This window comes from Pseudomonas sp. TE6288 (assembly GCF_054062095.1).
Window position 1 is genome coordinate 109,447 of sequence record NZ_JBSSEW010000013.1, and the last position, 14,093, is coordinate 123,539.

The following is a 14,093-nucleotide window of genomic DNA, read 5'->3' on the forward strand; positions in this document are numbered from 1 at the left end:
CCGCCGATCAAGTGAAAAAGGTGCACGATGGTACCAATTAGAGTATATGCTCTATTCACTCGTCAGCCCCGGAGCCGCCATGACCTCGCCTGCCGTACTTCCCCCCGTACAATCCGACCTCGACCTGCAAGCGACGTTCGACGCTCAACGACAGGCGTTCTCCGGCAACTCGATGCCCCCGGCCACGCAACGCCGGCAGTGGTTGAAAAGCCTGCGCGAGGCGCTGCTGGCGGACCAGGAGCGCCTGATTACAGCTATCGATGCCGACTTCAGTGGCCGCAGCCGTGACGAAACCCTGCTCGCCGAACTGATGCCGTCGGTCATGGGCCTGCGCGACGCGGAGAAACAGCTGGGCCGCTGGATGCGTCCATCACGGCGCAAGGTCGGCCTGGCCTTCCATCCCGCCAGCGCCCGGGTGCAATACCAGCCACTGGGCGTGGTGGGGATCATCGTGCCGTGGAACTACCCGCTGTTTCTCGCCATCGGCCCACTGACCGGCGCCCTGGCCGCCGGCAACCGGGTGATGCTCAAGCTCAGCGAGTCGACCCCGTCCAGTGGTCAGGCCCTCAAGAACCTGCTCGAGCGCGTGTTCCCCAATGATCTGGTGAGCGTGGTGCTGGGCGAGGTGGAAGTCGGCCAGGTTTTTGCCCGCCTGCCCTTCGACCACCTGCTGTTCACCGGCGCCACCAGCGTCGGCCGCCATGTGATGCTGGCCGCCGCGCAAAACCTCACGCCAGTGACCCTTGAGCTGGGCGGCAAGTCGCCGGCTATCGTCTCGGCCGACGTGCCGTTGGACACCGCCGCCGAACGCATCGCCTTCGGCAAGACCCTCAACGCCGGCCAGACCTGCGTCGCCCCCGATTACGTGCTGGTGCCCCGCGAGCGCCTGGGCGCCTTCGCCGACGCCTACCAGCGCGCTGTGCGCCGCCTCTATCCGCGCCTGACCGGCAACCCCGACTACAGCGCGATCATCAACGAGCGCCAGCTTGGCCGCCTGAACCGGTTGCTGGACGATGCCCGCGAGCAGGGTGCCCAGGTGATCGACCTCTATCCCGACGAGCCGCGCCAGGGTCGCCGGCTGCCCCCTCACCTGCTGCTGGACGTAAACGACAGCATGCAGGTGATGCAGGACGAGATTTTCGGCCCCCTGCTACCCGTGGTGCCCTACGAGCGCCTGGGCGACGCCCTGGCCTACATCAACCAGCGACCTCGGCCCCTGGCGCTCTACTACTTCGGCTATGACCGTGGCGAGCAGGCCCGGGTACTGCGCGACACCCACTCCGGCGGTGTCTGCCTCAACGACACCCTGCTGCATGTGGCCCAGGATGACCTGCCATTTGGCGGCATCGGCCCGTCCGGTATGGGCCACTACCACGGTCACGAAGGTTTCCTGACCTTCAGCAAGGCCAAGGCCGTGCTGGCCAAGCAACGCATCAATGCCGCCAAGGTGATCTACCCGCCCTATGGCAAGGCCTTGCAACGGCTGGTCTACAAGCTGTTCATCCGCTGATGCAGCGCCGCGACCTGCTGCGCTTCGGCCTGGGCGCCAGCCTGTTTCTGGGGGCGACCAGCCTGATCGGCTGCAGCCAGCAGAGGCCGTCGGCGGGTTACCAGGCGCTGCGCGACGACGACCTGCCGCTGTTGCAGGCACTGATTCCCGTCGTGCTGGCCGGTACCCAGGCGCCCACGGCGTCTGTGCTGCAAAGCCTCGACCACAAGCTGGCGGCGCTGTCGCCCGCCATGCTCAAGCTGACCCGACAATTGTTCGACGTGCTCACCCTGTCCCTCACTCGCGGACCACTGACCGGGGTCTGGGGCGGCTGGGCCGATGCCACCGGTGCCGAGGTTGAACGCTTCCTCGAACGCTGGCGCGACAGCTCGTTGAACCTGCTGCGCCAGGGTCACGCCTCGTTGCTGCAACTGCTGCTGATGGCCTGGTACGAACGCCCCGAAGCCTGGGCGGCGTGCGGCTACCCCGGCCCACCCAAGATCTGAACACCAGACAAGAGCACCGCCAAATGCCCGCCCCCGACCCATTCCGCCTAGGCCTCGAAAGAGGCTGGATCACCCACGATGGCTCACGCCTGGAACAGGACCTGAGCCTCACTGCCGACGTCGCCGTCATCGGCAGCGGCGCAGGCGGCGCCACCACCGCCGAAGGGCTCAGCGCCGCTGGCTTGAAGGTGCTGCTGATCGAGGAAGGGCCGCTGAAGACCAGCAGCGACTTCCACCTGCTCGAGCACGAAGCCTACGCCGACCTCTACCAGGAGGGCCTGGGCCGTCTGAGCAAAGACGGCGCCATTACCATTCTGCAGGGCCGGGCGGTGGGCGGCACTACCCTGGTCAATTGGACATCGAGCTTTCGCACACCGCCACAGACCCTGGAACACTGGGCTCGCGAGCATGGGGTCAAGGGCCTGGACAACGACACCCTGAAGCCGTGGTTCGAGCGCATGGAGCAGCATCTGGGCATCAGCCCCTGGGCGATGCCGCCCAATGCCAACAACGACGTGTTGCGTCGCGGCTGCGAGGCGCTTGGTCACCGCTGGGCGGTGATTCCGCGCAACGTGCGCGGCTGCTGGAACCTGGGTTACTGCGGCATGGGCTGCCCGGTCAACGCCAAGCAGTCGATGCTGGTCACCAGCATCCCGGCTACCCTGGAGCACGGCGGCGAGCTGCTCTACCTGGCCCGTGCCGAGCGGTTCAATCATGACGGCCAGCGCATCGACCACTTGCAATGCCAGGCCCTGGACGCCCGGGGTATCCAGCCCACAGGCCGCCAGGTTCGCGTACGCGCCCGCCACTATGTACTTGCCGGCGGCGGTATCAACAGCCCGGCACTGCTGCTGCGCTCAGACGCGCCTGACCCGCACCAGCGCCTGGGCAAGCGCACCTTCCTGCACCTGGTCAACTTCAGCGCCGCACAGTTCGAAGCGAAGATCGACCCGTACTACGGGGCGCCGCAATCGATCTACAGCGACCAGTTCCAGTGGCAGGACGCTGTCACCGGCCCGGTGGGCTACAAACTCGAAGTACCACCGTTGCACCCGGCCCTGGCCAGCACCCTGCTCGGCGGCCATGGCCAGGACAATGCCCAGCGCATGGCCGAACTGCCCCACACCCATGTGATGCTGGCGCTGTTGCGCGACGGCTTCCACCCCGACAGCCCCGGCGGCCAGGTAGAGCTGCGCGGCGATGGCTCGCCTGTGCTGGACTACCCCGTCACCGACTATCTGCGCGACGGCCTGCGCCGGGCCTGGCACAGCATGGCGCAGATCCAGTTCGCCGCCGGTGCCCGCCAGGTGATGCCGGTGCATGGCGATGCTCGCTATGTCAGCGACCCGGCACAAGCCCAGGCGCTGATCGACGGCCTGCCCCTGGAACTGCTGCGCATGCGCCTGGGCAGCGCCCACGTCATGGGCGGCTGCGCCCTGGGCGAGGATCCGCGCCAGGCCGTGTGCGACAGCCTGGGCCGGCATCACCAGCTGGAAAACCTGTCGATCCACGACGGTTCGCTGTTCCCCACCAGCATTGGCGCCAACCCGCAGCTGTCGGTGTACGCCCTGACGGCCCTGCTCAGCGATGCGCTGATCGGCCGCCTGGCACGTGGCGCATGACAGCCAATAGCCACGCTGTCTATAGTGCCATCAGCCGGCCTCACGACTTGGCCGGGCGCAATCGCTGCGCTACCATCCGACTCCCCAACGCACTCCAGCCAGGATGACGCGATGAACCGAGTGTTGTACCCGGGTACTTTCGACCCCATTACCAAAGGCCATGGAGACCTGGTCGAGCGCGCCTCGCGCCTGTTCGACCATGTGATCATCGCCGTGGCGGCCAGCCCGAAGAAAAACCCGCTGTTCCCCCTGGAACAGCGGGTCGAACTGGCCCGCGAGGTCACCAAGCACCTGCCCAATGTCGAAGTCATCGGCTTCTCCTCCCTGCTGGCGCATTTCGCCAAGGAAAAAGGCGCCAACGTATTCCTGCGCGGCCTGCGTGCCGTGTCCGACTTCGAATACGAGTTCCAACTGGCCAACATGAACCGCCAGCTCGCGCCAGACGTCGAGAGCCTGTTCCTCACGCCATCGGAGCGCTATTCGTTCATTTCCTCGACGCTGGTCCGGGAAATCGCCGCGTTGGGCGGTGATATCAGCAAGTTCGTGCACCCGGCCGTGGCCGACGCACTGACCGAGCGCTTCCGCAAGTAACCCTCGCGGTCACGATGTCGCGCCCGCGTGCACTGCGGGCGCGAATCCGGCACAATTGCGCCCATCGCTTTGAAACATGCCCGGGCCCGATGCCCAGGCCGGAGTCCCCATGTCCCTGATCATCACCGACGATTGCATCAACTGCGACGTCTGCGAACCCGAGTGCCCGAACGCCGCCATCTCGCAAGGCGAAGAGATCTACGTGATCGACCCGAACCTGTGCACCCAGTGCGTGGGCCACTACGACGAGCCACAGTGCCAGCAGGTCTGCCCGGTAGACTGCATCCCCCTGGATGAGGCCCACCCGGAAACCGAAGACGAGCTGATGGCCAAGTACCGCCGGATCACCGGCAAGGCCTGATGCCGTTCGTCGCCGCGTTACAGCGCGCAGCCCTAGGCGCCTGCCTGGCCCTGCTGGCGTGCGCCGCCCAGGCGCAAGGCCCCGGGCGTGCGGCCATCGCCAGCCCGCACAGCGAGGCGACCTCGGCGGCGCAACAGATCCTGCAACAAGGCGGCAACGCCTTCGACGCCGCCGTGGCCATCAGCGCCACGCTGGCCGTGGTCGAGCCCTATGGCTCGGGCCTGGGTGGCGGCGGCTTCTTCCTGCTGCGCGAGAGCGGCGCCACGCCACGGTATACCTTCCTCGATGCGCGCGAACGCGCCCCGGCCGCGGCCCGTGCGGACATGTACCTCAAGGACGGCAAGGTGCAGCCCGGCCTGTCGATCAACGGGCCGCTGGCCGCCGCGATCCCCGGCCTGCCCCAGGCCTTGGCCGACCTCGCCAGCACCCACGGCAAGCTACCGCTCAAGGACAGCCTGGCCCCGGCCATCCGCCTGGCCAACCAGGGCTTCGCCGTCGACCGCATCTATCGCGATCGCGCCACCATGCGCCTGAGTGCCCTGCGCGACGATGCCGAAAGCGCACGGCTGTTCCTCAGTGACCACGACGTGCCGGCCCTGGGCACGCTGATCCGCCAACCCGAACTGGCCGCCACCCTGCAAGCCATGGCCGAGCAGGGCCGCGACGGTTTCTACCGTGGCCCGATGGCCCGCCGCCTGGTCGAAGGCGTGCGCCAGGCCGGCGGTATCTGGACCCTCGACGACCTCGCCGGCTACCGTACGGCGTGGCGTGAACCGCTGCGTTATCCACTGGCCGACCAGCGTGAACTGATCAGCAGCCCGCCGCCTTCGGCCGGCGGCGTGGCCCTGGCACAAAGCCTGGCCATGCTCCAGCGCCTGCCCTGGCAGAGCGCCGAGCCCGTGCAACGCAGCCACTATGTGATCGAAGTGCTGCGCCGCGCCTACCGCGACCGCGGCCTGCTCGGCGACCCGGACTATGTGAGCAACCCGATCAACCGGCTACTGGCGCGCCAGTACCTGACTGGGCTGGCCGACAGTATCGATGTGCACCAGGCCACCCCCAGCACCGCGCTGCCGCCCTCACCGGCCTGGCGAGAAGGCGACCACACCACTCATTTCGCGGTGATCGATGGTGACGGCAACGCCGTGTCCGCCACGCTGTCGGTCAACCTGCCATTTGGCGCGGCGTTCAGCGTGCCTGGGACTGGTGTGGTGCTGAACAACGAGATGGACGATTTCGCCGCCGACCCAGCCGGCAGCAACAGCTATGGCCTGGCCGGCAGCCAGGCCAATGCGGTGGCGGCGGGCAAGCGTCCCCTGTCGAGCATGAGCCCGACCTTCATCGAAAGCCCCAGCCAGTTCGCCACCTTTGGCACTCCGGGCGGCAGCCGCATACCCAGCATGGTGCTGCTGTCGGTGCTGGGGTTCCTGGAGGGCCGGCCGGTGGCCGAGTGGCCGGCGACACCGCGCTATCACCATCAGTACCTGCCGGATGTGGTGGAACATGAGCCGGGCACGTTCAGTGCGCGGCAGAAGGCCGAGCTTGAAGGGCGCGGGTATCGGTTGAAGGATGTCGGGCGTCAGTACGGCAATCAGCAGGTGCTTTATTGGGACAAGGCTGGCGGGACTGTGGAGGCGGCCAGTGATCCGCGGGGCGTGGGGCGGGCGGCGATCGTCGACTGATCCGCTCTCGCCTGTACCGGCCCTATCGCCGGCAAGCCGGCTCCCACAGGGGCCAAGCATGCTTTCAACTTGTGGGAGCCGGCTTGCCGGCGATAGGCCGCAACGCGGCCTCGGAACTCAACGCTGGCATTTCGGGCAGAACACACTCGCCCGCTGGCCCAGCTTCACTTCGCGCAGCTCGGTGCCGCACAGTTTGCACGGCTGCCCACGACGCCCATACACGAACAGCTCCTGCTGGAAGTAGCCCGGCTGGCCATCGCCACCGATGAAGTCCCGCAAGGTGGTCCCGCCCTGTTCGATGGCCGCCGCCAATACTCGCTTGATCTCGATCGCCAGCTTCAGATAGCGCGCCCGTGAAATCCCGCCTGCTTCGCGGCGCGGGTCGATCCCGGCGGCGAACAAGGCCTCGGTGGCGTAGATGTTGCCCACGCCGACCACCACCGCGTTGTCCATGATGAACGGCTTGACCGCCATCGAGCGCCCCCGGGACAGCTGGAACAGGCGCTCACCGTCGAACAGGTCGGTCAGCGGCTCAGGTCCCAGGCGGATCAGCAGCTCATGATTGAGTGGATCGAGGCTCCACAGCATCGCCCCGAAGCGGCGCGGGTCGGTGTAGCGCAGCATCAGCCCCGACTCGAGCTCGATGTCCACATGTTCGTGCCTTGCCGCCGGCAAACCCAGCTCGACCAGGCGCAGGTTGCCCGACATGCCCAGGTGGCTGATCAGGGTACCGACCTCGGCGTTGATCAGCAGGTACTTGGCACGGCGCTCGACACTGACGATGCGCTGCCCCGACAGGCGCACGTCCAGGTCTTCCGGGATCGGCCAGCGCAGGCGTCGGTCACGCACCACCACGCGGCTGACCCGCTGGCCTTGCAAATGAGGCGCGATGCCGCGCCGCGTGGTCTCGACCTCTGGCAGTTCCGGCATGGCTCAGTGCCCGCCCAGTTCGCGGATATTCTGCTTGAGCTGCTCGAAGTCGTATTCGGTCAGGCCGATGTAGTCCAGCACCAGCGGGCCAACCACGTCCCACTCGTGGTCCACGGCCTGGTTGCCCAGCACGCGGTAGGAGGCACAGATGTGCTCGGACATCTTCAGCACCGCCAGCAGGTTCTTCAGTTGGGTCTGGGTATTGCGCGAGGACTCGTCGCGGAACACCGCCAGGGCGTTGTGGTGGTTGGCGATGGCCGCGCTGATGTGTTCCGGCAGGCGCCAGGACTTGGCAGTGAAGTAGCCGACTACCGAATGGTTGGTGTTGAACACGCGGTTCTCGGTGTCCACCACGCGGATCTCGTCATTGGCCTTGGCGTAGGACTCTTCCAGCACCTCCATGTAGTTGGGGAAGCGCTTGTGCATCAACGGCACGCCGCAATCGTGGAACAGGCCCAGGGTGTAGGCCTCGTCCACGGCCTGGATGCCGGTGCGCTTGGCCAGGGTGAGGCAGGTCATGGCCACGTCCTGGGCGGTGTCCCAGAAACGGTTGAGGGTGACGATGGTCTCGTCGCTCATCTCGCCTTTGATCGACTGGGCATTGATCAGGTTGATGATCGAGCGGCTGCCCAGCAGGTTTACCGCGCGCTGGATCGAGCCGATCTTGTTCGCCAGGCCGAACTGCGCCGAATTGACCAGCTTGAGCAAGGCGCCGGACAGGCCCGGATCCTGCGCGATCAGCTTGGCGATGGTCTCCAGGTCCGGGTCGGGCATGTACTGCTCGAACTGCAGGTCGACCATGATCTGCGGCTGTGGCGGGATGGTGATGCCCTGCAGGGCTTGCTGGATCTGTTCGGCGGTGAGTTCCTGGGACATACGTGCATTCTCGCTGGGGACGGGGGATTCTAACCCTGTACGCCGGCAGGGTAACTAGCAGTGGATCGTTGGATCCCAGAATTTCTTTAGCCGTGGGCGCAGACCACTTGGTCGCACCCACCAGCGAATCTGGGGCCAACACGGTATAATCCCGCTCTTTTTTCCCGGAGCGACGTCATGTCCCTGCCCAGCCTTCGCCTCAAAGCCAATGCCGACCGCCGCCTGCGCGCCGGCCACCTGTGGGTCTACAGCAATGAAGTCGATGTTGCCGCGACCCCGCTGCAAGGCCTGAAGGCCGGCCAGCAGGCCATTCTCGAAGCTGCCAACGGCAAGCCGCTGGGGGTTGTGGCCATGAGCCCGAACAACCTGATCTGCGCCCGCCTGCTGTCGCGCGATGCCAAGCTGCCGCTGGACAAGTCGCTGCTGGTACACCGCCTGAACGTGGCCCTGTCGCTGCGTGAGCGCCTGTTCGACAAGCCGTGCTACCGCCTGGTGTATGGCGACTCCGACCTGCTCCCAGGCCTGGTGGTCGACCGCTTCTTCGACATCCTCGTGGTCCAGCTGGCCTCGGCCACCATGGAAGCGCACAAGGATGAGGTGATCGCCGCGCTGGTGCAGGTGCTCAAGCCCAGCGGCATCCTGTTCAAGAACGACTCCGCCGCCCGCGACGCCGAAGGCCTGGAGCGTTATGTCGAGACCGTCTACGGCGAAGTGCCGGACTGGGTCGCGCTGGAAGAGAACGGCGTCAAGTTCGAAGCCCCGGTGCGTGAAGGCCAGAAGACCGGCTGGTTCTACGACCACCGCATGAACCGCGCCCGCCTGGCCCCCTACGTCAAGGGCAAGCGCGTGCTCGATCTGTTCAGCTACATCGGTGGCTGGGGCGTGCAGGCCGGCGCGTTCGGCGCCAGCGAAGTGTTCTGCGTGGACGCCTCGGGCTTCGCCCTCGACGGCGTAGAGCGCAATGCCGCGCTCAATGGCATCGGCGAAAAACTGACCTGCATCGAAGGCGACGTGTTTGAAGCCCTGCGCGAGCTGAAAGCCGCTGAAGAGCGCTTCGACGTGATCATCGCCGACCCACCCGCCTTCATCAAACGCAAGAAAGACCTGAAGAACGGCGAGGCCGCCTACCGTCGTCTCAACGAACAGGCCATGCGCATGCTGACCAAGGACGGCATCCTGGTCAGCGCCTCGTGCTCGATGCACCTGCCCGAGGACGACCTGCACAACATCCTGCTGACCAGCGCCCGTCACCTGGACCGCAACCTGCAACTGCTCGAGCGCGGCGGCCAGGGCCCGGACCACCCGGTGCACCCGGCCATCGCCGAGACCCGCTACATCAAGAGCATCACCTGCCGCTTGCTGCCCAACAGCTAAGCCGCACCGGCTTCCACAGGTTTAGCGCTACGCGGCACCTGTGGAAGCCGGCTTGCCGAGGCTCGACCCGGTCCAGGCGTCATGACGGCACCGCCAGCCGCCGATCCTCCCTGGGACAACGCTCGAACCGTGCCCGATAACAGCGGGTGAAGTACGATGCCGATTCGAACCCACATGCGACACCCACCTCCAGTACGCTCATGTCGGTCTGGCGCAGCAGTTGCCGTGCCTTGTCCAGCCTCAGCCGCAGATAGAAGCCACTGGGCGTGTCGTCCAGGTGCAGGCGAAACAGCCTCTCCAGCTGCCGCCGGGTCACCTGCACGCCATCAGCCAGCACCTGGGTGTTGAGTGGCAGCTCGGTATTGCGCTCCATCTCGCCGATCACCTTCACCAGCTTCTTGTTGCGCAGCCCATAGCGCGTGGCAATCTCCATGCGCTGGTGATCCTGACGCGGGCGGATGCGCCCGAGCACGAACTGCTCGGACACCTGCACCGCCAGTTCGCTGCCGTGGGCCTGGGCGATCAGGTCGAGCATCAGGTCGATGGAGGCCGTGCCTCCGGCGCAGGTGATGCGTCGGCGGTCGATCTCGAACAGCTCCTGGGTCGCCTGCAGGCGTGGATAACGTTCCTTGAACGCCTCCAGTGCTTCCCAATGCAGGGTGGCCCGGTGACCATCGAGCAGGCCGGCCTCGGCCAGTACCATGGCGCCCGTGTCGATCCCGCCCAGCACCACGCCCTCGTGGTCGAGACGACGCAGCATGTGCTGCAACTTCAACCCATAGCACGCCAGTGGCTCGAAACCGGCCACCAGCAACAGCAGGCGCCCGTGTTCACCCTCCCCCAGCGCACCGTCGGCATTCACCGACATGCCATTGCTGGCCTGCACCGCCCCCCCGTCCAGGCTCAGCACACGCCAACGGTACAGCGGGCCGCGGAAGCGATTGGCCACGCGCAGCGGCTCGATGGCACTGATGAAGCCCATGGCGGAGAAGCCTGGCAGCAACAGGAAGTCTATGGTTTGCAGCATCGCGTGCTCCGCGGTAAAGGTGGTCGCCTCCGTGCAAGTGTTGGTCGCCAGGGTGCGATTTTCCACCCTGCTGCCAGCGTAGCGTGTTCTCACGGCCCGCAGAGGCCGGATCCGATAACAATACGCACTGCCGATGGAGAGCCACCATGCATCGCTTTATCCGCCGCAGCCTGTTGTCCCTCGCGCTCAGCACTACCGTAGCCACGCCGCTTTTCGCCGCCGAACCCGCCGCCTGCAAGGATGTGCGCCTGGGCGTGGTCAACTGGACCGATGTGATCGCCACCAGCGCCATGGCCCAGGTGCTGCTCGACGGCCTGGGTTACCAGACCAAGCAGACCAGCGCCTCGCAGCAGATCATCTTCGCCGGCATCCGCGACAAGCGCCTGGACATGTTCCTCGGGTACTGGAACCCGATCATGACCCAGACCATCACCCCGTTCGTCCAGGCCGGCCAGGTGAAGGTGCTCGACAAGCCCAGTCTGGAAGACGCCCGCGCCACCCTCGCCGTGCCGAAATACCTGGCCGACAAGGGCCTGAAGACGTTCGCCGACATCCACAAGTTCCACAAGGAGCTGGGCGGCAAGCTCTACGGCATCGAGCCCGGTTCCGGCGCCAATACCCAGATCAAGGCGATGATCAGCAAGAACCAGTTCGACCTCGGCAAGTTCCAGCTGGTCGAGTCCAGCGAGGCCGGCATGCTCGCCGCCGTCGACCGCGCCGTGCGGCGCAAGGAGGCGGTGGTGTTCTTCGGCTGGGCGCCGCACCCGATGAACGTGAACATCGACATGGTCTACCTCGGCGACAGCCAGGACGCCCTCGGCCCGGACGAGGGCCGTGCCACGGTGTGGACGGTGACCGCGCCGGACTATGCCCAGCGCTGCCCCAACGCCCATCGCCTGCTGGCCAACCTCAGCTTCAGCGCCGAGGACGAAAGCCGGATGATGCAGCCGTTGCTCGACCACAAGGACGCGCTGGAGTCGGCGCGACAGTGGCTCAAGGACCACCCCGAGGACAAGGCCCGCTGGCTTGACGGGGTGACCACCTTCGACGGCAAACCGGCCGCGGACAACCTCAAGCTCACCGCCAACTGACACGGCCTCATCGCAGGCAAGCCTGCTCCCACGGACGTCCACACCACCAGGGTTCATCGGCAACCCTGTGGGAGCCGGCTTGCCGGCGATAGGGCCAGCAAAGACACCCCAAGGAACTGATCAATGAACCACGACGTCATCATCACCTGCGCCCTCACCGGTGCCGGCGACACGGTCGCCAAGAGCCATCTGGTCCCGGTCACGCCGAAACAGATCGCCGAGTCCGCCGTCGAGGCCGCCAAGGCCGGCGCCACGGTGGTCCACTGCCACGTTCGCGATCCACAAACTGGCCGCTTCAGCCGCGATGTCAACCTCTACCGCGAGGTGATGGAACGCATTCGCGAGGCCGACGTGGACATCATCGTCAACCTCACCGCAGGCATGGGCGGCGACCTGGAGATCGGCCCAGGCGAATCACCCATGGAATTCGGCCCGGGCACCGACCTGATCGGCCCGCTGGAGCGCCTGGCCCATGTCGAAGCGCTGCTGCCGGAGATCTGCACCCTGGACTGCGGCACCCTCAACTTCGGCGATGGCAACGCCATCTATGTCTCCACTCCGGCGCAGCTGCGTGCCGGCGCCAAGCGCATCACCGAGCTGGGCGTGAAGGCCGAGCTGGAGATCTTCGACACCGGTCACCTGTGGTTCGCCAAACAGATGATCAAGGAAGGCCTGCTGCAAGACCCGCTGTTCCAGCTGTGCCTGGGCATCCCGTGGGGCGCCCCGGCCGACACCACCACCATGAAGGCCATGGTCGACAACCTGCCTGCCAACGTCACCTGGGCCGGTTTCGGCATCGGCCGCATGCAGATGCCGATGGCTGCCCAGGCAGTCCTGCTTGGCGGCAACGTGCGGGTCGGGCTGGAAGACAACCTGTACCTGGACCGTGGCGTGCTGGCCAGCAACGGCCAGCTGGTCGAGCGGGCCGCCGAGATCATCACCCGCATGGGTGGCCGTGTGCTTACCCCGGCCGAAGGCCGGGAAAAGATGAACCTCAAGCGTCGCTAATATCCCCGCAGGAGCCAGATATGCCTTTCATCACCGACATCAAGACTTTCGCCGCACTGGGTAGCGGCGTGATCGGCAGCGGCTGGGTCGCCCGTGCCCTGGCCCATGGCCTCGACGTGGTCGCCTGGGACCCAGCGTCCGGTGCCGAGGCCGCGCTGCGCAAGCGCATCGCCAACGCCTGGCCGGCGCTGCAAAAACAAGGCTTGGCACCCGGCGCATCGCAGGATCGCCTGAGGTTCGTGGCCACTATCGAGGAATGCGTGCGCGACGCCGATTTCATTCAGGAGAGCGCCCCCGAACGCCTGGACCTCAAGCTCGACCTGCATGCGAAGATCAGCGCCGCCGCCAAGCCCGACGCAATCATCGGCTCCAGCACCTCGGGGCTGCTGCCCAGCGAGTTCTACGAGTCAGCGACTCACCCCGAACGCTGCGTGGTGGGGCACCCGTTCAACCCGGTCTACCTGCTGCCACTGGTGGAAATCGTCGGCGGTCGCAAGACCAGCCCTGAAGCCGTCGAAGCTGCGAAAAGCATCTACACCAGCCTGGGCATGCGCCCGCTGCATGTGCGCAAGGAGGTCCCCGGTTTTATCGCTGATCGACTGCTCGAAGCGCTATGGCGCGAAGCCCTGCACCTGGTCAACGACGGTGTCGCCAGCACCGGCGAGATCGACGATGCGATCCGCTTTGGCGCTGGGCTGCGCTGGTCGTTCATGGGTACGTTCCTCACCTACACCCTGGCTGGAGGCGATGCCGGCATGCGCCACTTCATGGCCCAGTTCGGCCCGGCATTGAAGCTACCCTGGACCTACCTGCCAGCGCCGGAACTGACGGACAAGCTGATTGACGACGTGGTTGAAGGCACCTCGGAGCAATTGGGCGAACGCAGCATCGCTGCGCTGGAGCGTTATCGTGACGACACCCTGCTGGCGGTGCTGGAAGCGGTGAAAACCAGCAAGGCCAAGCACGGCATGGCCTTCAGCGACTGAGGAGAAAACGATGCCCGCCCTGATCACCTACCGCACCCGAGTGTTGCCCGAGTGGGTCGACTACAACGGCCACCTGCGCGATGCCTATTACCTGCTGATTTTCAGCTATGCCACCGATGCACTGATGGAGCGTATCGGCCTGGACGCCGATGCTCGCGGCCAGAGCGGACATTCGCTATTCACCCTGGAGGCACACATCAACTACCTGCATGAGGTGAAACTGGATACCGAGGTATGGGTGCAGACGCGGATCATCGGCTTCGACAGGAAGCGCCTGCACCTGTACCACAGCCTGCACCGGCAGGGGTCTGACGAGGCGTTGGCGGCCAGTGAGCAGATGTTGCTGCATGTGGACCTGTCGGGGCCGAAGTCGGCGCCGTTTGATGATGACTGCAAGGACAAACTGAAAAAATGGGTGGCAACTCAGAATTCCGAACTTCCCCCTGACTTTGTCGGCCGGTCCATCTCACTTGCCCGACGTTGAACACCCGCTCGCAAAAAGGCCCTCCCTTACTGGCGAGGGCCATGTCACATATGTAGATCACTGCAA

The 14,093-nt window shown here is 65.8% G+C and carries 14 protein-coding genes; 11 read left to right on the plus strand and 3 right to left on the minus strand.

Annotation, left to right across the window (positions count from 1 at the left end; genetic code table 11):
* Positions 1–79 precede the first annotated feature (79 nt).
* The 6 genes from ACVWY1_RS15310 to ggt all read left to right on the plus strand — a co-directional run bounded on the left by ACVWY1_RS15310 (position 80) and on the right by ggt (position 6,251).
* The gene (locus tag ACVWY1_RS15310; protein ID WP_457378468.1) at positions 80–1,510 is read left to right on the plus strand and encodes a coniferyl aldehyde dehydrogenase; all 1,431 of its coding nucleotides are present in this window, start codon (positions 80–82) and stop codon (positions 1,508–1,510) included.
* On the plus strand, positions 1,510–1,995 hold the full coding sequence (locus ACVWY1_RS15315; RefSeq protein WP_102681796.1) for a twin-arginine translocation pathway signal protein: 486 nt from the start codon (positions 1,510–1,512) through the stop codon (positions 1,993–1,995). Before ACVWY1_RS15310 ends, ACVWY1_RS15315 begins: the two co-directional genes overlap by 1 nt.
* A gap of 23 nt (positions 1,996–2,018) precedes the next feature.
* Positions 2,019–3,617 (plus strand): GMC family oxidoreductase N-terminal domain-containing protein, encoded by a 1,599-nt coding sequence (locus ACVWY1_RS15320; RefSeq protein ID WP_457378469.1) that lies wholly within the window; start codon positions 2,019–2,021, stop codon positions 3,615–3,617.
* Positions 3,618–3,728: 111 nt separating this feature from the next.
* Entirely contained in the window at positions 3,729–4,208 is a 480-nt protein-coding gene (gene coaD / locus ACVWY1_RS15325; protein ID WP_023631729.1) for a pantetheine-phosphate adenylyltransferase, read from the plus strand.
* A 109-nt stretch (positions 4,209–4,317) separates the two neighbouring features.
* Positions 4,318–4,569 carry a YfhL family 4Fe-4S dicluster ferredoxin gene (locus ACVWY1_RS15330; RefSeq protein ID WP_011531711.1) on the plus strand — a complete coding sequence of 84 codons (252 nt, stop codon included), beginning with the start codon at positions 4,318–4,320 and terminating at the stop codon, positions 4,567–4,569.
* Positions 4,569–6,251 (plus strand): gamma-glutamyltransferase, encoded by a 1,683-nt coding sequence (gene ggt / locus ACVWY1_RS15335; protein WP_457378470.1) that lies wholly within the window; start codon positions 4,569–4,571, stop codon positions 6,249–6,251. The genes ACVWY1_RS15330 and ggt overlap by 1 nt, the downstream gene beginning before the upstream one ends.
* Positions 6,252–6,368: 117 nt before the next feature.
* Here the strand turns inward: ggt and mutM are convergent, their stop codons facing one another.
* Together mutM and ACVWY1_RS15345 are read right to left on the minus strand one after the other, a co-directional pair.
* Positions 6,369–7,181 carry a bifunctional DNA-formamidopyrimidine glycosylase/DNA-(apurinic or apyrimidinic site) lyase gene (gene mutM, locus ACVWY1_RS15340; protein ID WP_023631621.1) on the minus strand — a complete coding sequence of 271 codons (813 nt, stop codon included), beginning with the start codon at positions 7,179–7,181 and terminating at the stop codon, positions 6,369–6,371.
* A 3-nt stretch (positions 7,182–7,184) separates the two neighbouring features.
* The gene (locus ACVWY1_RS15345; RefSeq protein WP_173862409.1) at positions 7,185–8,003 is read right to left on the minus strand and encodes an HDOD domain-containing protein; all 819 of its coding nucleotides are present in this window, start codon (positions 8,001–8,003) and stop codon (positions 7,185–7,187) included.
* A gap of 231 nt (positions 8,004–8,234) precedes the next feature.
* On the opposite strand from ACVWY1_RS15345, the gene ACVWY1_RS15350 reads away from it, so the two are divergent.
* Positions 8,235–9,431: a class I SAM-dependent rRNA methyltransferase gene (locus ACVWY1_RS15350; RefSeq protein ID WP_046853814.1), complete on the plus strand. Its 1,197-nt coding sequence runs from the start codon at positions 8,235–8,237 to the stop codon at positions 9,429–9,431.
* 79 nt (positions 9,432–9,510) lie between these two features.
* On the opposite strand, the gene ACVWY1_RS15355 is transcribed toward ACVWY1_RS15350, so the two are convergent.
* Positions 9,511–10,458, minus strand: a complete 948-nt coding sequence (locus ACVWY1_RS15355; RefSeq protein ID WP_277502256.1) for a GlxA family transcriptional regulator — start codon at positions 10,456–10,458, stop codon at positions 9,511–9,513.
* 146 nt (positions 10,459–10,604) lie between these two features.
* Here ACVWY1_RS15355 and choX point away from each other — a divergent pair, with 146 nt between their 5' ends.
* The 4 genes from choX (at position 10,605) to ACVWY1_RS15375 (ending at position 14,027) form a co-directional block, all read left to right on the plus strand.
* Positions 10,605–11,549, plus strand: coding sequence for a choline ABC transporter substrate-binding protein (choX, locus tag ACVWY1_RS15360; protein ID WP_102681800.1), 945 nt, complete (start codon positions 10,605–10,607; stop codon positions 11,547–11,549).
* A 123-nt stretch (positions 11,550–11,672) separates the two neighbouring features.
* Positions 11,673–12,557 carry a BKACE family enzyme gene (locus ACVWY1_RS15365; RefSeq protein WP_139674226.1) on the plus strand — a complete coding sequence of 295 codons (885 nt, stop codon included), beginning with the start codon at positions 11,673–11,675 and terminating at the stop codon, positions 12,555–12,557.
* A gap of 20 nt (positions 12,558–12,577) precedes the next feature.
* Positions 12,578–13,543 carry an L-carnitine dehydrogenase gene (locus ACVWY1_RS15370; protein ID WP_277502257.1) on the plus strand — a complete coding sequence of 322 codons (966 nt, stop codon included), beginning with the start codon at positions 12,578–12,580 and terminating at the stop codon, positions 13,541–13,543.
* Positions 13,544–13,553: 10 nt separating this feature from the next.
* Complete coding sequence (locus ACVWY1_RS15375; protein ID WP_277502258.1) at positions 13,554–14,027, plus strand: thioesterase family protein; 474 nt, start codon at positions 13,554–13,556, stop codon at positions 14,025–14,027.
* Positions 14,028–14,093: the final 66 nt, after the last annotated feature.